Origin of the sequence: Pseudomonas sp. MCal1 (assembly GCF_026341415.1) — a bacterium.
GTDB lineage: Bacteria > Pseudomonadota > Gammaproteobacteria > Pseudomonadales > Pseudomonadaceae > Aquipseudomonas.
Map to the genome: position 1 here is coordinate 424,316 of NZ_JAKUMP010000001.1, position 18,934 is coordinate 443,249.

General features: G+C 60.9%; 16 protein-coding genes. 9 read left to right on the forward strand and 7 right to left on the reverse strand.

The window, feature by feature from the left end; genetic code table 11:
• Positions 1–34 precede the first annotated feature (34 nt).
• On the forward strand, positions 35–1,681 hold the full coding sequence (locus tag MKZ87_RS01890; protein WP_266200156.1) for a phospholipase D-like domain-containing protein: 1,647 nt from the start codon (positions 35–37) through the stop codon (positions 1,679–1,681).
• On the opposite strand, the gene MKZ87_RS01895 is transcribed toward MKZ87_RS01890, so the two are convergent.
• Positions 1,678–2,901 carry an NADH:flavin oxidoreductase/NADH oxidase family protein gene (locus tag MKZ87_RS01895; RefSeq protein ID WP_266200157.1) on the reverse strand — a complete coding sequence of 408 codons (1,224 nt, stop codon included), beginning with the start codon at positions 2,899–2,901 and terminating at the stop codon, positions 1,678–1,680. The genes MKZ87_RS01890 and MKZ87_RS01895 overlap by 4 nt on opposite strands.
• 79 nt (positions 2,902–2,980) lie before the next feature.
• Here MKZ87_RS01895 and MKZ87_RS01900 point away from each other — a divergent pair, with 79 nt between their 5' ends.
• Both MKZ87_RS01900 and MKZ87_RS01905 read left to right on the forward strand, forming a co-directional pair.
• A complete protein-coding gene (locus MKZ87_RS01900; RefSeq protein ID WP_085695943.1) occupies positions 2,981–3,385 on the forward strand; it encodes a MerR family transcriptional regulator in 405 nt (134 codons plus the stop codon).
• A 301-nt stretch (positions 3,386–3,686) separates the two neighbouring features.
• Complete coding sequence (locus MKZ87_RS01905) at positions 3,687–5,243, forward strand: TerC family protein (RefSeq protein ID WP_266200158.1); 1,557 nt, start codon at positions 3,687–3,689, stop codon at positions 5,241–5,243.
• Positions 5,244–5,248: 5 nt separating this feature from the next.
• Here the strand turns inward: MKZ87_RS01905 and MKZ87_RS01910 are convergent, their stop codons facing one another.
• The 6 genes from MKZ87_RS01910 to MKZ87_RS01935 form a co-directional block, all read right to left on the reverse strand.
• Entirely contained in the window at positions 5,249–6,325 is a 1,077-nt protein-coding gene (locus MKZ87_RS01910; protein WP_085701906.1) for a sensor domain-containing diguanylate cyclase, read from the reverse strand.
• Positions 6,309–7,187 (reverse strand): DUF4434 family protein, encoded by an 879-nt coding sequence (locus MKZ87_RS01915; protein WP_085701907.1) that lies wholly within the window; start codon positions 7,185–7,187, stop codon positions 6,309–6,311. The genes MKZ87_RS01910 and MKZ87_RS01915 overlap by 17 nt, the downstream gene beginning before the upstream one ends.
• The gene (locus MKZ87_RS01920; protein WP_085701908.1) at positions 7,187–10,345 is read right to left on the reverse strand and encodes an NfrA family protein; all 3,159 of its coding nucleotides are present in this window, start codon (positions 10,343–10,345) and stop codon (positions 7,187–7,189) included. Before MKZ87_RS01920 ends, MKZ87_RS01915 begins: the two co-directional genes overlap by 1 nt.
• Positions 10,342–12,516, reverse strand: a complete 2,175-nt coding sequence (gene nrfB, locus MKZ87_RS01925; protein ID WP_085701909.1) for a cyclic di-3',5'-guanylate-activated glycosyltransferase NrfB — start codon at positions 12,514–12,516, stop codon at positions 10,342–10,344. Before nrfB ends, MKZ87_RS01920 begins: the two co-directional genes overlap by 4 nt.
• Positions 12,513–13,667 (reverse strand): non-hydrolyzing UDP-N-acetylglucosamine 2-epimerase, encoded by a 1,155-nt coding sequence (wecB, locus tag MKZ87_RS01930; protein WP_266200159.1) that lies wholly within the window; start codon positions 13,665–13,667, stop codon positions 12,513–12,515. The genes nrfB and wecB overlap by 4 nt, the downstream gene beginning before the upstream one ends.
• 175 nt (positions 13,668–13,842) lie before the next feature.
• Positions 13,843–14,274 carry a thioredoxin family protein gene (locus MKZ87_RS01935; protein WP_085695950.1) on the reverse strand — a complete coding sequence of 144 codons (432 nt, stop codon included), beginning with the start codon at positions 14,272–14,274 and terminating at the stop codon, positions 13,843–13,845.
• Between the two features lie 338 nt (positions 14,275–14,612).
• Here MKZ87_RS01935 and MKZ87_RS01940 point away from each other — a divergent pair, with 338 nt between their 5' ends.
• The 6 genes from MKZ87_RS01940 to MKZ87_RS01965 all read left to right on the forward strand — a co-directional run bounded on the left by MKZ87_RS01940 (position 14,613) and on the right by MKZ87_RS01965 (position 18,905).
• Positions 14,613–15,461 carry a transporter substrate-binding domain-containing protein gene (locus MKZ87_RS01940; RefSeq protein ID WP_085695951.1) on the forward strand — a complete coding sequence of 283 codons (849 nt, stop codon included), beginning with the start codon at positions 14,613–14,615 and terminating at the stop codon, positions 15,459–15,461.
• Between the two features lie 51 nt (positions 15,462–15,512).
• Positions 15,513–16,175: an amino acid ABC transporter permease gene (locus MKZ87_RS01945; RefSeq protein WP_007960243.1), complete on the forward strand. Its 663-nt coding sequence runs from the start codon at positions 15,513–15,515 to the stop codon at positions 16,173–16,175.
• A 9-nt stretch (positions 16,176–16,184) separates the two neighbouring features.
• Complete coding sequence (locus tag MKZ87_RS01950; RefSeq protein ID WP_266200160.1) at positions 16,185–16,847, forward strand: amino acid ABC transporter permease; 663 nt, start codon at positions 16,185–16,187, stop codon at positions 16,845–16,847.
• On the forward strand, positions 16,844–17,641 hold the full coding sequence (locus tag MKZ87_RS01955) for an amino acid ABC transporter ATP-binding protein (RefSeq protein ID WP_011334480.1): 798 nt from the start codon (positions 16,844–16,846) through the stop codon (positions 17,639–17,641). The genes MKZ87_RS01950 and MKZ87_RS01955 overlap by 4 nt, the downstream gene beginning before the upstream one ends.
• A gap of 31 nt (positions 17,642–17,672) precedes the next feature.
• Positions 17,673–18,062: a RidA family protein gene (locus MKZ87_RS01960; RefSeq protein WP_039768794.1), complete on the forward strand. Its 390-nt coding sequence runs from the start codon at positions 17,673–17,675 to the stop codon at positions 18,060–18,062.
• Positions 18,063–18,140: 78 nt separating this feature from the next.
• The gene (locus MKZ87_RS01965; protein ID WP_085695953.1) at positions 18,141–18,905 is read left to right on the forward strand and encodes an IclR family transcriptional regulator; all 765 of its coding nucleotides are present in this window, start codon (positions 18,141–18,143) and stop codon (positions 18,903–18,905) included.
• The last annotated feature ends 29 nt before the right edge of the window (positions 18,906–18,934 follow it).

Below are 18,934 nucleotides of genomic sequence, written 5' to 3' on the forward strand. Positions count from 1 at the left end.
TGCTGCAGTGGGGCCCAATCACAAGGAGTGAATCATGCGCGTACTGGTCGCCAATCCGCAGGACGATTTTCGCGTCAAGGCCTACGCCGGAACCAATGGCGTGCTGCTCGCCATGGACCTCGCCGAATCCCGCCGCAAAGGCCTGCTGGGATTTGCCATCGAAAAGCAGCAGGGCGCCAAACCGTGGCTGTTTCTGTTCAATAGCCTGACCTTTCCCGACAAGGCCCATACCTTCCCGCAGTTTCACGCCACGCCCAGCGACAAGGCACCGCTACAGAAATTTCGCTGGGCCGATTACGCAGTCAATCCGGGCATGACGATCCACTATCGCGTACACCTGGCGTATGGCTCGCCGGATGCACCGCAACTGGGCGAAGCGCTGGAACTGACGATTCGTTCCGACGACGGTCACCCCGCGAATCAGAGCGTGATCTTCAACCGCGCCGTGGCTGCGAGCCAGGCGTTTCAGCGCAAATTCCCCGAACTCGACGCCTTGATCAGCGCCAACAAAAAACTGCCCATCGAAGCCTGGCCCGATGCGGCGCGTCAGTGGCTGGAGAACGGTCTGCTCGGACGCCTGCAAGGGTTTATCGAACGTGCAACGGACGGTCAATGGGCGCTGGATATCGCGATCTACGAGTATCAGTTGCAAGCCATCATCGACACGGTGAACGCGGCGTTCGATCGGGGTGTTCAGGTGCGGGTGCTGTATCACGCCCGGCCCGATGATGAAGACACGACGATCAACGAAGCGAGCCTTGCGAAACTGCCGGCGACCAGCAAACGCGGGCGGGTCACTCACAACATTTTCCACAACAAGTTCATCGTCCTCAGCCGCCTCGAAGGAGGCAGCGAGCGCCACCCGCAAGCGGTGCTGTGCGGCAGCACCAACTTCACCGCCAACGGCGTATACCGCCAGGCCAACGTGGTGCATGTGCTGGACGATTCGACGGTCAGCGCGAGTTACCTGAAAACCTTCGAGCAGATCTGGGCCGAGCCGGCGGACGTCGGCGTCACCCGCGACTGGATCACTCAACACAACCCGATGAATCCGGCACAGCCCTTGTTTGCCGGGTTCTCCCCGCGCACCGGCGGTGCGGATTTGCGGGAGTTCGTCGACATCATCGAGGGGGCGAAGAAAGACCTGCTGTTCGTTACCGCCTTCGCCTTGCCCGACGCGATTCTCAACGCATTGCTTGGCCACCCCCACGACGACATCCTGCGGTACGGCCTGCAAAACACGGTCAGCCGCATCACCGGGTTTCACGCCGACCGAACCGCCGAATTCGCCGCCACCGCATTGCTCAACACCGGGCTGGAAGGCTGGTTGCGGGAAAACATGAAAGGCCAGAAAGGCAACCTGCTGGTGCACACCAAAGCGGTGGTCATCGACTTCACCAGCGACAGCCCGACCATCATCAGCGGCAGCCACAATCTCAGTACCTCGGCCAGCAACGGCAATGACGAGAACTACCTGATCATTCGCGGCGACACCGATCTGGCGGATCGCTATGGCCTGGAACTGCTGCGGTTCTACGAGCATTACCGTTTTCGCTACTTCGCGAAAAAACTGGCGTTGAAACAGGTGCAGCCGTTGGCGGCGGATGACCGCTGGACCAACGACTACTACGTCGAGGATGACCTGCGTCAGTTGTCGCGCCTGCGGTTTGCCGGGCGTTAGGCGTTCATCGCCTGTCGGTACTGGCGGGTCCGGCGGCTGAGGTACAACCGGTCGCGGATCAGCGCCCAGAGTGCCGACACCTCGGGCTTGGGCTGGCGGCCACGGCTCAGACGGGACATCTGGAAGCGAACCACGGCCATGTTCGCCAGTGCGGCCAGCGGTTTGCGTTTCCAGCGGATCGGTGGCAGTTGCGGCTCGCTGTTACGGCCTTCGCGCCAGTGTTTGACCAGGTTTGGCTCGATGGCCAGCGCAGTGGCGATGCCGGCCATGTCGATGCCGCTGTCGAGCACTTGTTCGACCACGGGCAGGCGGCGGATACCGCCGGTGACCATCACCGGCATGCGCGCGACGCTGGCCAGTTCGGTGGCCATTTCCAGAAAGAATGCCTCGCGGGCGAGGGTGCGTCCGTCACGCGCTTCACCTTGCATTGCCGGGGCTTCGTAGCTGCCGCCGGACAGTTCCAGCAGGTCAATCGGCTGCTCGTTGAGCCATTCGATCACCTGACGTGCGTCGTCGGTGTCGAAGCCGCCGCGCTGGAAGTCCGCCGAATTGAGTTTCACGGCCACGCAGAATTGCGGCGAAACTGCCTGGCGGATGGCCTCGATCACCGACAGCAGCAGGCGCGCGCGGTTTTCCAGCGAACCACCCCAGCGATCGGTGCGGCGGTTGGTCAGCGGCGAGAGAAACTGACTGAGCAGATAGCCGTGCGCAGCGTGGATCTGCACCCCGGTGAAACCGGCTTTTTCGGCAAGGGCGGCACTTTTTGCGAAACGTTGAATGACTTCTTCGATATCGTCCTCGGTCATTGGCCTGGGCTCGGCGAACAGTTTCGAGAATGAGCCCATTTCCAGTGCCACCGCCGATGGCGCCAGCGCTTGCTGGCCCATATTGGCAAAGGTCTGACGACCGGGATGATTGAGTTGGACCCAGACCTGCGCGCCGCCGCTGCGGGCGATTTCGGCCCATTGGCGGAAGCGCTCCAGATGCCGCTCGTCTTCAAGCACGACGCCACCGGGCCCGGTCATGGCGCGGCGGTCGATCATCACATTGCCGGTCAACAGCAAACCGGCGCCGCCGTCGGCCCAGGCTTGATACAAACGGAACAATTCGCGGGACGGTGCCTGGTTTCGGTCCGCGAGGTTTTCTTCCATCGCGGCTTTGGCAATACGGTTGCCGACGGTCTGGCCGTTGGGCAGATTCAAAATCTGGAAGGGTGACATTGCTTGACTCCTCAACAGTGATGGAGCGAGGCTAAGATTAAAGTTAACTTTAATGTCAAGCAGGCAAATCGAGGCTGAAATGAAAATCGGTGAATTGGCGCAGCAGAGTGGCTTGAGCGCTTCAAGTATTCGTTTTTATGAGGCTCAGGGCCTGATTCCCAAAGTGGAGCGCCAGGGCAATGGTTATCGGCGCTACCCGCCACAAGTACTGCAAACCCTGAATATCATCCGCAGCGCCCAGCAGGCCGGGTTTTCCCTGGAAGAGCTCAAGCAGCTGTTGCCGGCCGCCGGTACCGGTGAGTTCAAACACGATGAGCTGGTGGCGGGTCTGACGCGCAAGGTCGAGCAGATCGAAGTCATGCAGCAGCATCTGGCTCAGAGCAAGGCGCGGCTGCTGGAGGTGATCGAGAACATTCAATCCAAGCCTGAAGGCATGAGCTGCGGTGCCAATGCGGACCGGGTGTTGTCGACGCTTTACCCGTAAAAGCCCGGAGACAGGTGCGGCGTACAGATTTTGAAATGATTTCCAGCTGTAGGAAAAGTTATCTGAGCCTGTACGCTTCAAGGCCTTTTTTCATTCAGGATTTGCATGAACACCCTCTCGGAGCCTCCCAGTTCTATTCCAGAAACCCCGTTCCCCTCGCGCTGTCGCGCGGTCTTGACGCACTCGCAACATCCGGTCTTCCGACTACCGACTATCGTTGTTGGCGCAGCCTTCGAGCTTTCGCGCCGCACTTTGCCGTGCCCGGCAGCCTGAAATCACTGAAGAGAGATAGAGACAGAATATGGAATGGTTAGCGGATCCCACGGCATGGCTGGGCTTGTTGACACTGATCGTGCTGGAACTGGTACTGGGTATCGACAACCTGGTGTTCATCGCAATCCTGGCGGACAAACTGCCGCCCCATCAGCGCGATCGTGCGCGGATCATTGGCTTGAGTCTGGCGTTGATCATGCGTCTGGGTCTGCTGGCGAGTATTTCCTGGCTGGTCACCCTCACACAGCCGTTGTTCGAGGTGTTCGACAAGAGCTTTTCCGGTCGTGACCTGATCATGCTGTTCGGTGGTGTGTTCCTGTTGTTCAAGGCAACCATGGAGTTGCACGAACGACTGGAAGGCCACGTCGGCGAGCGTTCGACTAATACCGCTTATGCGCTGTTCTGGCCGATCGTGGCGCAGATTGTCGTGCTGGACGCGGTGTTCTCTTTGGACGCGGTGATCACGGCGGTGGGCATGGTCGATGAACTGGCGGTGATGATGATCGCGGTGGTCGTGTCCATCGGTGTGATGATCGTTGCCAGCAAGCCGCTGACCCGCTTCGTCAACGCCCATCCGACGGTGATCATGCTGTGTCTGGGCTTCCTGATGATGATCGGTTTCGCGCTGACCGCCGAAGGCCTGGGCTTCCACATTCCGAAAGGTTATCTGTACGCCGCGATTGGTTTCTCGATCCTGATCGAAATCTTCAACCAGATCGCCCGCGCCCGTCGCAAGCGCTCGATGCAGGGTTTGCGCCCGATGCGTGAGCGCACGGCCCATGCGGTGATGCGTCTGTTGGGCGGTCGCAAACTGGCAGTGGAAGAGGTCGGCGAGGAAATTTCCGACTTGCTGGACAACGGTGAAGCGCCGAGCGCGGAGCTGTTCGACCGTCGCGAACGGGTGATGATCAGCGGTGTGCTGCAACTGGCTGAACGGCCGATTCGCGCTCTGATGACGGTGCGCGCCGATGTCGATCACATTGATCTGGCCGACGATGCCGAGGCTATTCGCACGCGACTGATGCATTCGTCCTACTCGCGCTTGCCGCTGATTCGTAACGGCGCGGTGGATGAGCCGCTGGGCTTCGTGCACAAGAAGGAACTGCTCAAGGAATACCTGGCCGGCAATGAGCCCAACCTTGAACACCTGGCGCGCAAGACCGTCAATCTGCTGGACAGTTATTCGATCCTCAACTCACTGGAGCAAATGCGTGCGGCCTCGACCCACATTGCCTTTGTGGTGAATGAGTTCGGTGACTTTGTGGGTGTGTTGACCATGACCGACATTCTTGAGTCGATCGCCGGCGAGCTGCCGGACGCCAGCGAAATCGCCGGCCCGGACGTGGTCGAAGAGCAGGGCGGGTTCATCGTCAATGGTGCGCTGAACCTGACCCGCATCCGTGAACACACCGGTTTTCGCGCCGAGCCGACCGAGGATTACCAGACCCTGGCCGGGCTGGTGATGAGCCTGCTGGATCGCTTGCCGATGAAGGGCGATCGACTGGAGCATGATGGCTGGGGCATGACCGTAATGGCGGTCGAAGAGCGTCGCGTGACACGGGTGTTGCTGGTGCGTGAGGCCTGACGGCCTCACTGATGAAAGGTGTAGCGGTCCTTGCCGGTATGCTTTGACTCGTACAACGCTTCGTCGGCCTTGATCAGCGCCTGGTTGAGGGTGTCCCCGTCCGCAACCCGGGCCACCCCGATGCTGATGGTCACCGGGTGCCGGGTGGTTTGCTCACGCACCACCCGGCATAACTCACCGGCCAATGCCTCGACGTCCTCGCGGCGAACGCCCGCCAGATAAATCGCAAATTCCTCGCCACCCAGTCGCGCGTACTCGAACGGTGCCATTACCGCTTTGATGTCTGCCGCGATCCGCTTGAGCACTTCATCGCCGATGTCGTGGCCGTACACATCATTCACTTTCTTGAAGTTGTCGATGTCGATCATCGCCAGGTAATGGTCATGCTCGCGCGGTACGGCTTGCAGGGTTTTTCCGACGCTGGTCATGAATGAGCGGCGGTTGGGGATTTCGGTGAGCGTGTCGTTGTAGGCCTGATCCAGCAACAGCTTGGACATGATGTAGTTGTAGAGCTTGGCCTCGCGCAGCTTCAGAAATGTATAGATCGTCAACGCACAGAGAAAAACGCTGTAGGCGATGGTCATCACACCTTTGAGCTCGAGCAGGTCGATGCCGGTGTTCATGAAAGGATTGAGCATCAGCCAGGTGACGACCTGTGCAGCGAAGAAAGACCATCGGCTGAGTGGGAGCACGGAGGCACTGTAAAGCGTGGTGGCGGCAGCGAGTACCAGCCAGATGCCGTGAAACGTCGGCGGCAAGCCGTCGATCACCATTCGGATCCCGAGCGTGATGATCACCACGAATGTCAGGTTCAGCCAGTCGAAATGTCGGGCCTTGCGGGTGAACATCAACACCACCGCAAGAATCGCAAAGGCTGCGATGAACACCATCGAACGCCAGGTGAATCCCTGATTGCCGATGAAGCTGACGATCAGGTCGAAGGCCAGCCAGATGCCAATGCTCGCCAGGTAGATCAACAGGCAGAACGAATGCAGCCGCTCGAATTCATGCTGGATGAACTCCTCCCACACTTCGGCGGGTGCGGTCTTCTTCAGGACTTCGTCTTCAATGGTTTTGTACATTGCTGCCCGGATGCTTGCGTTGGTTATCGAGGATGACCGAACCCCACGGTCGATAGCGCAGGGAAAACACCGCGTTCTGATGGCAACCGGTCGAGGTCGCATCCGGGGTGGCCGGTTCGGCACGGAAGGGCTCGCCCTCGCGGCTGACCTGCCGGAAGGCTTCGCGCACGATACCCACGGAGCAGGGCAGTGCGCTGACGTAACCTTTACGCACCAGCGGTGACAAACGGCCGGTACCCGCGCCGTCCTGCCACCAGACGTGCGCCCCGGCTGCCGTCAATTCGCCCAGCCATTGACCGTTGACCGCCGGGGCCAGCTTGCCGGCACTGAAAGCGCTGACATGCAGCGGCGCGTCCAGTTTCGCGGCGAAGTCCTTCAATTGGCGCTGAAGCGTGGCCCGCCGATCTGCCGCCAGGAAGTGCAGGTCGTCCAGCTCCAGCGGCAGATACCAGCCGCTGACCGGCAGCTTCCAATCCTGGCGCAGCTTCTGCTGCCGGGCCAGTGACTGACCCAGTTGTGCCTGCCAGTAGGCGCCGAGACCGGCGCTGTCCAGTTCATCAATGCGCGTGTAGAAGGCCGGGTCCATCGCCAGGCCGAGCACCAGTTGCAGACCTTGCCGCTGAGCGAGTTTCAGGCTGTTGGCAAGCCAGCCATTGGCGCCGCCGAAGTCCGAGTCGCCATAGGCCGTCCACTGCACGATCACGGTTCGCGTGCCTTGTTTCGCGGTGTCTTGCCAGACTTTCTGCCACTGCGCCTGCGTCAGACCGGCATCGACATTCAGCGGCTGATAGAACACTCGCTCATCGGCCGTGGCGACGGTGGCACTCATCAGCAGCCACAAACACAACATCCATCGAGCCATCAGAAATTCCACTCCACGCCCAGCAGCACACCGTTGCCACCTTCATACAGATTGCCGCCCAGCGACTGTTGATATTCGGTGCGAACCGTCAGTTTCGAACGGTAGGCGTTGTAGCGATCCTCGTCGTACCACCATTGCCAGCGCAGGCCGACACCGGTTCGCAGGTCCTGGCGCCAGTCGTTGCTCGGGTCCTGGCTGGCAAACTCGAGAAAGCCATAAGGCATGATCGTCTGGGCTCCGCTGAACGGCAGTTTCCAGGCGTGACCTTGCTGGAAGCGCGACAGCCATTGGTGATCGCCAGCCTTGGTCCACCAGGCTGCATCCAGGTAGAGAAAGCGCTCGTCCCAGTCGTTTTCGTCGACCCGCCAGTCGTTGCGGTACTTGCCCTGATCGAGGAAGGAGGCGGTGGCGCGCAGCAGGTAGTCGGTGGTGGTGTGACCGTCCTTGCGATGATCGTTGACCTGATCGAACAGTTTTTCCGGCACCAGCATCTGGCCGAGGCTCAGGTTGTGACTGTCGTCATCGTTGAACTGGCTCTGCTTGTAGATCTCGCCGTAGAAGTTGATGTTCTGTGTGCCCCACGGTTTGTAGCGCAGGCCGACACCGGCGGCGAGGGACTCGGCGTATCTGGAGCGACCTTGTCCGCCCAGCAGCACGCGACCGTACACCGACAGCGTGCTGCCGGCGCGGCTTGGTTCTTCGCCCAGGGCGTGGTCCCACATCGCCAGTTGCACATTCTGCGAATCCGAGCGACGTCGTGAGCCTTTGCTGTCGTCCGGGCGCACGAAGTCGTTGGTCGAGATTCCGGCCGGCGACCAGGTGCTGGCAATCGTACGGCTGTCACGCCGCGACAGGGTTTCATGGGCGCGGCGCTGGCGGTAACGCCGGGCCTCCATGCTGCCGTCTTCATCATCGGCCGCCACCGGGTTCTGCTCCAGATCGATCACCCGGCGCAGTTCCTCGCGCGCGGAGGCGCTGTCTTCCACTTCGTCGTAGCGCCAGGCCAGGGTTTCCCCGAGGCGGTAATCCTCGGGGAAGTCACGGGTGGCCTGTTGCAGATACGGAATCGCCGTGGCGCGTTCTTCGCGGGTTTCGGCACCGGCCAGACGCATGCCGTAGTCGGCGCGATAACGCGGGTTGTTCGGCTCGCGGCGTACCGCTTCGGCCAGCCATGCAGTGCTTTGCGGCAAGTCTCCGGCTTTTTGCGCGGTGACCGACGCGGCGTAGAAATGCCCGGCATCCGGGGACTGCTGCAGGGCCTGACGCTGACGTTGCAGTGCCTGGGCGTGATCGCCCCGCGCGTCGGCGATGGCTGCGCCGAGTGCCCATTCATTGGCGCCGCGAGTGGTGCTCTGTTGCCAGTAGGCTTCTGCGGTCTGGCTGTCGCCGACGTTCAGCGCGCTGCGACTGGCCGTCAGACGCGCGTTGTCGCTGAGTTCGACGGTCGGAAAGCTGCGCCAGATGGCCAGTGCGCCAGCAGAATCACCGGCCGCTTCCAGGGCATAGGCCAGCGGCAGGCGACTGCCGCGATCACCGAGCTTTTCAGCCTGCTGGTAATAGACGACGGCTTCACCCGGGCGATCAGGCATGGCGCAGCGACCGAGCGCGCGGTAATCGCCAGCTGCCTGTGGGTGGCTGCCGATGGCTTGCTGCACGATGTCGCATTGGCCGGTCTCCGCGAGTTGCGCGAGCATTTGGCCGCGCGTCGCGCCGTCCACTCGGTTGAGCAGGAGCGCCATACGCCGCTGTTGCTCCGCTGTCGTGGAGGGCGCTGCGGCATACAAGCCGGCCAGACGCTCCAACGCCGTTGCCGGCAGACGCCCGCCATGACGATCGAACGCGGATTCCAGCAATTGCTGGGCATGCGCGCGATCACCCGCTTTCACCGCCAGATAGGTGGCTTGATTCAGCGAGGAAAGATTGCCGGTTTGCCGGTAATGCAGTTCCCACAGAGTTTGCGCTTCGATCATTCGCCCCATGCGTTGCGTCAATTCTGCACGGCGCTTGACGATTTCGGGTGTCTGCTTCTGTCCGGCCAGCCAGGCGTTGACCTCAGTGCTGCGACCTTGCTCCTGCCAGATGTCGAGCACCTGCGTTTGCCGACGGCTGTCCCAAGGCTCCGGCAGACGGGTGCTTTGCAACAGGTCGGTGGCTTGCAGGCGCTGGGCGAGTATCAGCCAGGTCTGTGGATCGTCTGTCGGTGTACAACTGCGCAGTTGCTTGAGTGCCGCTTCCGGATCCTGACGCGACAGCCATTCGGCGGTTTCCAGGCAGGGCCGCTGCAGATCGTTGCTCAGGCGCTGCACGGTAGGCACGTCTTCGGTCTTGCGCGCCAGCTCCCACAGGCGCTGGCGCTGCGCCGGATCGGCGAGGTCGCTGGCGGGCAGGGACTGCATCCAGCGTTGGGCCTGTTGCTCGTGGCCCATGGCGATGGCGCGGTCGACCATCGCCAGTCGAACGTTACGCGCGGCCTCGGGACTCGGCGCCTGTTGCAGCAGTTGTTGCAGCGGCTTTTCATCGAGGCGTTGCACGTAAGCGTTAGCCAGCCGTTGCCAGCCTTCGCCGTCCAGTTGTTTGCGTGCGGCCAGCGGCGCCAGTTGGTCGATGGTGCCGCTCCAGTCGCGCAACTGCTCCGACCAGTTGGCGCGGGCCAGGCGCAAGATGTTGTCGTCACCCTTGGGCGCCAGTTGTGCCAGCCAGTCGTGGGCCTTGGCTGCGCCGCCGAACTTGGCCAGGCTCAGGCTGTAGGCCTGCCAGAGACGTACACGGTCATTCAGGTTGCTGGTGGCCATCCAGCTTTCTACTTGCGTGCTGGTGGGCGGATCCTGTTCGATCCAGGTCAGGCGCAGGTCGAGCAGGGCGTTGCTGTCGTCCGGCAATGCTTGCAGCGCCTCCTTGTACCGGCGTTGCCTGGCCAGGGACTCCACCAGCAGTGCCCGGGCCTCGTCGTTCTTGGGGACCTTTTCCAGCAAGTGGCGCATCAGTCGTTCGACTTCTTTCCAGTTGCCCTTTTTCGCCTCGCGATAGCTGCGGTCCATGTAGGGATAACTGCGGAACTGTTCGAAGTCGCTCAGCGGCGCTGCCTGCAGCGGACAGGCGGTGCTCAGGCCCAGCAACAGGCTGCCCATCAGCAAGGTTTGACGATGCACAGGCTTCATGCGACCTCCCGGACAATGCGGTAGGCGGCTTGCTGTTCACTGGCCTGATCGGCCAGGGCCTGTTCCAGCACTTCCTGGGTGATCATGCCCCGGGAAATCAAATGCTCGCCGAGGGACGTCTTCTCGGCGTCGAAGTCGATCAGCGCCTGATTGAACAAAGTGGGCGGCACCATGCCGCGCACCTGCAACAGATTGCCCAACAGCACCTGATGGCGGCTGACTCTTTCCAGCAGGGTTTCATCGTCCTGATGGCGCTCAAGCACTTCGAGCATATGACGCACTTCCTCATTCTGGCGGGGGCTGGCGTACCAGTAACGAATCCCCAATGTGACGCGGCCCTGAGGTGCGAGACGGCTGCGCACCGGGCGTTTCAATTGCCGGCTGATAGCGCCGAGCGAGACCTGACTGACCGGGCCTTCGGAGGCCAGAATCAGCGTGTCGCCTTCTTCTGCCACCGGCAGAACTCCGTAGTGGGAGGCGACCCGGCGCGGCACCGTATCGATCAAGCGTTTATCGAGCTTGAACGGATTGAGTGGTGCCCATTCCAGATCCAGCTGCTCGGCCAGTGTCTCGACCAGTTGAGTGCTGTCGATGTACTCACGCAGCAACAGTTCGCGGCCCAGTCGACGGCGCACGGGGCTGGTGATCGCTGCATCCAGTTGTTCCTCGGTAAGCAGGCCTTTTTCCACCAGCCGATGGCCCAGCGGAGTGCGCTGCGCCTGGGTGAGCGCCGGGAATTCGTGGGTGGTCTTGTCCCAGGCCACGCGCCGTGAATCGCCCATTTCCATGACCTGACGCAGGGCACGCAGGTTGGCGAAAAAGTTGACGAAGTTGCTCCACATCATGCGCGGCGCCGACAGCAGACCTTCAACCAGTCCGTAGTAACGAGTGACAAACCAGCCACGCTGGAACAGGCGATTGAGCAGCATCAGGCCGTTGAGCCACAGCAGCACCGAGAGCAGCGAGCTGTCGGCAAGGATCGAGGGGTAGCGCCACGAGTCCGGGGAAATGATCGTCACCGCCCACATCGCCAGCAGCACCAGGAACAGCAGGTTCACCAGAAAGCTCAGCAGGTACGCGATCAGCCCGCGACGATCGCGCCACAGAAAGTAATTGAGCAGACCCTTGCGGCTCCAGCCGAGGTTCTTGGTGCCCTGGAATACGATGCCGACAATCCACCGGGACTTCTGCCGGATTGCGTGTTGCAAGTCGCGGGGAAAGTGTTCCCGGACGCAGATCACCTGAGAGAACTCGCGGTTCATGCCGAACACCCAGGGTTGCTCCAGCGCCAGTTTCGGATCGCTGACCGAATAGCGGGCGAAGATGCATTTCATGCCTTTCTGCTTGAGGCGGAAGCCGATGTCGTAGTCCTCGGTGAGACTCTGCACATCGAAGGCAATGCCGTCGCCGTCTTCCAGCAGGGCGCTGATGGCTTTACGGCTGAAGCAGGTGCCGACACCGGCGCTGGGCACCTGACCGGTGAGGGCTTCGCGGACGATGACGTCCTTGCCGTGGTTTTCCGCGAACTCATCGACGTAATGCCCGGCGGTGAAGCCTTTCCATTCCGGCGCGTAGGGATAGACCGGAATCTGGATCAGGTCCTTGTTGGGCAACAGGTAGTTGAAGAGGCGCAATTCCATCGGCGAAATCACGTCTTCGGCGTCGTGCAGGATGAACCCGGCGAACTGGATTTTCGCCTCGCTCTCGAAACGCAGGATCGCGTCGATGATGTTGTTCAGGCAGTCGGCCTTGCTGGTCGGGCCGGGGCGGGCGCAGACCACTTTATGCACGTTGGGGTAGTGCTGGCAGACCGCATCGACGTCTGCCTGGGTTTCGGCGTCGTTGGGGTAGGTGCCGACGAAAATCTGATAATTCTCGTAGTCGATGGTCGAGGCGGCCAGACGCGCCATTTCGCCGACCACGCCGACTTCGTTCCACGCTGGCACCATGATTGCCAGCGGTTTCTCGGGAATCGAATACAGGCGTTCCTCGTCGGCGCGCTTGAATTTCTCGTAGATCCGCCAGCGCCGGATGAACTTGCGGCCCCAGTACACAAGGTCGATGAACAGGTCATCGAGGCCGAGGATGAACATCAGCAGGGCGAGGGCAATCGCCACATATTTGAGACCGAACAGCACATACGCGAAGAAATCGACCCAACCCAGACTCATACCCCGTTACCCGCCGCCGAGCGTGCGCTCAGCCAAGCGTGGAGGCGGGTGGCGATCAGTTCGCTGGCGTGACCGTCGCCATAGGGGAAGTGCACGCGGCTCATGCGCGCATAGGTGTCCGGATCGTCCAGCAATTGTCGGGCTTGCTTGACGATGCGTGCCGCGTCGGTACCCACCAGCAGCATGGTGCCGCTCTCGAGCACGGAAGGTCGTTCGGTGACGTCGCGCAGCACCAGCAGCGGTTTACCGATGGCCGGAGCTTCTTCCTGCACGCCGCCGGAGTCGGTCAGGATGAAATGTGCGCGGCCCATGAGCCAGACGAAGTTCGGATAGTCCTGCGGTGGTACCAGGTAGATGTTCGGTTTGTCGTCCAGCATGCCGTACACCACTTCCTGCACCAGCGGGTTGAGGTGTACCGGATAGACAAATTGCACGTCCGGGTATTGCTCGGCCAGCTCAGCCAACGCCTGGCAGATATTGCGGAAACCGTCGCCGAGATTTTCCCGTCGATGGCTGGTGACCAGAATCATCCGGCGCTGATCGTCCAGCGCCGCCATTGGCGAACCGGCAGGCGGATGCCAATCGATTTCCTGCTGGTGCTTGCGCATCCATAGCAAGGCATCGATCACGGTGTTGCCGGTGATTTCAATGTTGTCTTCGGGTACGCCTTCGCGCAGCAGATTGGCGGCGGACTTGGAGGTCGGCGGGAAGTGCAGGTCGGTAATCACGCCGGTCAGGCGTCGATTCGCTTCCTCGGGCCAGGGCGCGCGCAGGTTGCCGGTACGCAGGCCTGCCTCGACGTGACCGATTGGCAATTGACGATTGAAGGCGGCGAGGGCGGCGATGAAGCTGGTGGTGGTGTCGCCGTGCACCAGCACGATGTCCGGTTTGACCCGCTCGTAAGCCTGATCGAGTTGGGCGAGCAGATGTTGCGACAGACCGTTCAGGGTCTGGCCCTGGGTCATGACTTGCAGGTCTTCGTCGACCGTCAGTTCGAACGCATCCAGTACCTGAGTGAGCATCTCGCGATGCTGGCCGGTGGAGCAGATGTTGAGTGTGATGTCGGGCCACTGACGCAGAACCCGGGCCAGCGGGGCCATTTTGATGGCCTCCGGGCGAGTACCGAAAACCATCATGACTTTAAAGGACATTGACCCCTCCTTGGACGAAGCAAGGCTGCGACCAAAGGGCCAGCAGCACTCTTCACTTTCTGAGAAATAAAGAAAAGCAGCCGGATTGGAGCTTGTCCAATCCGGCCTCGGGACTCGTTGTTACAGATCAATTGGAACGAGAGTGCCATTGCCTGATGGCTTTTGGGTGGCACTTTCAGGAAAAGTTCCATCGTCTTGCGCGGGGGATGGTGCAGAGGGTGCTGAGGGTGTGGCGCAGCCACTTCAGGTCATGGGCCGGTTTGCGCGCAGTGGCGCAGGTTCTGGATTTGCCCAGGTGTTGGGTGAAGTCTTGCAGCAGGGATTCTTCCGTACCGATGCCTTTCAGTTTTTTGACCAGAACGCCTTCCTTATAGAACAACACTGTCGGGGTCCCCGTGACATCCGGATGCCGGCACGACTGTGCGGTATCGAGCATGAAGATATCCATCCACGGTCGGAAAGGTTTGGCGATCTCGAGGAACACTGGACCTGCGAAAACGCAGGCGCCGCAGTGCTCGTTGAAGAAATACAGGACGACAAGGCGCCTGGCTTTCAAAACCTTCCGGTACGTCGGCGGCAACGCTGAATATCGAGTCGGCGTCGTCATTGGAGCCTCCTTTATTCAATGTGTTGGACAGCGCGATGTTAGGGGCGCTGCGGCCGTTGCTGCAACTGTCAGAGTTGACAGGTGCAGCCCGCTCCCAATCGTGCATCGCGCACCAGGATGTGGCCCGGATACCCGCCATGTGTGACGCAAAGTAGCGAAATGTGGAGTCGCGTTTGGTTACTCCGTTTCCCGGGTAATCGCCATCTCGTTGATTCAAAACAAATTTCAATCCATTGCAGATTCCCCGCGAATCCTGTGGCACACTTTCTGCTGTCTATTCCGTAGTAACAAACCAAATTCCGGTATAGCGGAATAAACAACTTCCTGGAGTGCTTGCCATGCATCGCCGACCTTCCTTGTTCAAAGCGTGTGTTTTTGTTCTTGCGGCTTCGTCCGCTGTCATGGGTATGGCCCAGGCGGCCGACAGCAAGCTCGACAGCGTCCTGGCCCGTGGAAAACTGATTGTGGGTACCGGCAGCACCAATGCGCCGTGGCACTTCCAGGGCGCGGACGGCAAATTGCAGGGCTTTGATATCGACATCGCCCGGATGGTGGCCAAAGGTCTGTTCAATGACCCGAGCAAGGTCGAGTTCGTGGTGCAGTCGTCCGACGCGCGGATTCCCAACCTGCTGACCGACAAGGTCGACATGAGCTGCCAGTTCATCACCGTTACCGCCAGCCGTGCGCAGCAAGTGGCGTTCACCTTGCCGTACTACCGCGAAGGCGTCGGCCTGCTGCTGCCGAACAACAGCAAGTACAAGGAAATCGAAGACCTGCAGGCCGCGGGCGACAGCGTGACGGTGGCGGTGCTGCAAAACGTGTACGCCGAAGAGCTGGTGCACCAGGCACTGCCCAAGGCCAAGGTCGATCAGTACGACAGCGTTGATCTGATGTATCAGGCGGTGAATTCCGGTCGCGCCGATGCGGCGGCCACCGACCAGTCTTCGGTCAAATACCTGATGGTGCAGAACCCTGGCCGCTACCGCAGCCCGACTTACGCCTGGAGCCCGCAGACTTATGCCTGCGCCGTCAAGCGTGGCGATCAGGATTGGCTGAACTTCGTCAACACCACCCTGCATGAAGCCATGACCGGCGTTGAGTTCCCGACCTACGCCGCGTCGTTCAAGCAATGGTTCGGCGTGGATCTGCCATCGCCCGCCATCGGTTTCCCTGTCGAATTCAAATGATCCCGTGAGAGTGGGGCGCCCTGACGCGCCCCGCTCAAGGTACTGCCGACCATGAACTATCAGTTGAACTTTGCCGCCGTGTGGCGCGATTTCGACACCTTGCTGGCGGGGCTCGGTCTGGGCCTCGAACTGGCGCTGGTGTCGATCGCCATCGGCTGCGTGATCGGCCTGCTGATGGCGTTTGCCTTGCTGTCCAGGCATCGCGCCTTGCGGGTGCTCGCATCGGTGTATGTGACGGTGATCCGTAACACGCCGATTCTGGTGTTGATTCTGTTGATCTACTTTGCGTTGCCGAGTCTGGGGATCCGGCTGGACAAGATCCCTTCGTTCATCATCACCCTGTCGCTGTATGCCGGGGCGTACTTGACCGAAGTGTTCCGCGGCGGCTTGTTGAGCATTCCCAAGGGCCAGCGTGAAGCGGGGCTGGCGATTGGTCTGGGCGAGTGGCAGGTGAAGGCCTACGTCACCGTGCCGGTGATGTTGCGCAATGTGCTGCCGGCGCTGTCGAACAACTTCATTTCGCTGTTCAAGGACACCTCGCTGGCCGCCGCGATCGCGGTGCCGGAGCTGACCTATTACGCGCGCAAGATCAACGTCGAAAGCTACCGGGTGATTGAAACCTGGCTGGTGACCACGGCGTTGTATGTCGCGGCCTGTTACCTCATTGCCATGCTGCTGCGTTACCTCGAGCAGCGTCTGGCAATCCGCCGATAGGAGGCTGCGATGTACGAATCCCCCAGTTGGTTGCATGAGTTGTGGATTGCCCGCGAAGCCTTGTGGCACGGCTTTCTGACCAGCGTGCAGGTATCGGCGCTGGCGATTCTGTTCGGCACGGTCATCGGCGTGTTGGCCGGGCTGGTGCTGACTTACGGCAAGTTCTGGATGCGCGCGCCATTTCGCTTGTATGTCGACCTGATTCGCGGCACGCCGGTGTTCGTGCTGGTGCTGGCGTGCTTCTACATGGCACCGGCGCTCGGCTGGCAGATCAGCGCGTTTCAAGCCGGCGCACTCGGATTGACGCTGTTCTGCGGCTCGCACGTCGCCGAGATCGTGCGCGGTGCGTTGCAAGCGTTGCCGCGCGGGCAGATGGAAGCCGGCAAGGCCATCGGCCTGACGTTCTATCAGTCCCTCGGTTATGTGCTGTTGCCGCAGGCGCTGCGGCAGATCCTGCCGACCTGGGTCAACTCGTCCACGGAGATCGTCAAGGCCTCGACCTTGCTGTCGGTGATCGGCGTGGCCGAACTGCTGCTCAGCACCCAGCAGATCATCGCCCGGACGTTCATGACCCTGGAGTTTTACCTGTTCGCCGGTTTTCTGTTCTTCGTCATCAACTACGGCATCGAATTACTCGGCCGGCACATTGAAAAGCGGGTGGCCCTGCCATGACTCAAGCTCAAGTTTCCAACGTCCAGAACGGTCAGCCCCTGCTGGACATCCGTGGTCTGCACAAACAATACGGCGCAGTCGAAGTGCTCAAAGGTGTCGACCTGAGCATGCAGCGCGGCAACGTCGTGACCCTGATCGGCTCCAGTGGCTCGGGCAAGACCACGCTGCTGCGCTGCGTGAACATGCTCGAGGAATTCCAGGGCGGGCAGATCCTGCTCGACGGCGAATCCATCGGTTATGACGAACTCAACGGCAAACGCGTGCGTCACCCGGAAAAAGTCATCGCTCGCCATCGCGCGATGACCGGCATGGCATTCCAGCAATTCAACCTGTTCCCGCACCTCACCGCGTTGCAGAACGTCACGCTCGGCCTGCTGAAAGTCAAAAAGATGCACAAGGACGAAGCCGTGGCCCTGGCCGAAAAATGGCTGGAGCGGGTCGGCCTGCTGGAGCGGCGCAATCACTTTCCCGGCCAGTTGTCCGGCGGTCAGCAGCAGCGCGTGGCGATTGCCCGGGCGATTGCGATGAACCCGAGCCTGATGCTGTTCGACGAAGTCACCTCGGCCCTCGACCCGGAACTGGTCGGCGAAGTGCTGAACGTGATCAAGGGTCTGGCCGAGGACGGCATGACCATGTTGCTGGTGACCCACGAAATGCGTTTTGCATTCGAGGTCTCGGACAAGATCGTTTTCATGAATCAGGGGCGCATCGAAGAGCAAGGGCCTCCCAAGGAACTGTTCGAGCGCCCTCAATCGCCGCGGCTGGCGGAATTTCTCAAAAGCACGCGGTTCTGACTTTTCACGTTTTCAATCAGGAGAAACATCCATGAGCATTACTCGTTACGGCACCGGCAGCACCGCCGCTGGCGGCCAGCCTCGTCCATTCGCCCGCGCCGTTGAAGCCGATGGCTGGCTGCACGTTTCCGGGCAGGTGCCGGCGGTGGATGGCGAGATCATTGTCGGTGGCATCGTCGAGCAGACGCACCAGACCATGAAGAACCTGATCGCGATTCTCGAAGAGGCCGGTTATGGCCTGGAAGATGTGGTACGCGCCGGCGTGTGGCTGGACGATCCGCGGGATTTCACCAGTTTCAACAAGGTCTTCGGCGAGTACTTCAAGCCTGAACACGCTCCGGCCCGGGCCTGTGTGCAGGCGAGCATGATGGTCGACTGCAAGGTCGAGATCGACTGCATCGCGTACAAGAAAAAGGCCTGAGCGTCGACCGCTCCCGCGCAGAGCGTGGGAGCGGTCTTTCGCGATAAACTCCCGGCACTTTGAATGGGAACCACTGAAATGACCGAAGACACCATCAAGCGCCGGGCACGCGGTCTGGACCGGGCGTTCGATATCCTCGATTTCCTCAAGGAGATCGGCCAGCCACTGCGCCCGAACGACATCGCCAACGGCATCGGCAGCCCGAAATCCACGGTCTACGAACTGGTGGCCTCGTTGCTCGAGCGGCGGATTCTGGAGCCGGTGGGCAAGGACGGTCACGTCTATCTCGGTCGTCAGCTGTATTTCCTCGGCCAGGCGCACTTGCGGCATTTCGACCTCAGTCGCGAGGCCGATCACGCCTTGCAGGAGATCGTCAGCCAGACCCGGGAAACCGCGCAGATGTGCCTGCTCAACGGGCGCAAATACACGGTGGCGCTGATGAAGGAGGGCGAGCGGCATTTCCGCATTTCTTCCGATATCGGCGAGAACGCGCCGATCCCGTGGACCGCGTCCGGGCGTCTGCTGCTGGCGCACTTGAGCGACCAGCAGATCAGCGACCTGATCGACCCCGACGACTTCATTTTGCCCGATGGCGAACGCCTGCCGATGGAGACGTTTCTGGCGGAAATCCGTCAGGCCGGCATCGACGGTTTCTTCTCCTTCGACAGTGTCGCCGACACCTTTACCCATTGCTTCGCCGCCCCGGTCAAAGACCCTCAAGGCGTTGCCATCTGCACCCTGTGCATCGTCGCCCCGCGTGCCGATGCCAAGACCCATTACAACGACTATCGCCGGGTCTTGATCGAGAGCGCCAACAGCCTCGCCCGGCGAATCAACGAATAACCGCGCCTGCCTGCGGGCGCGACTGTGAG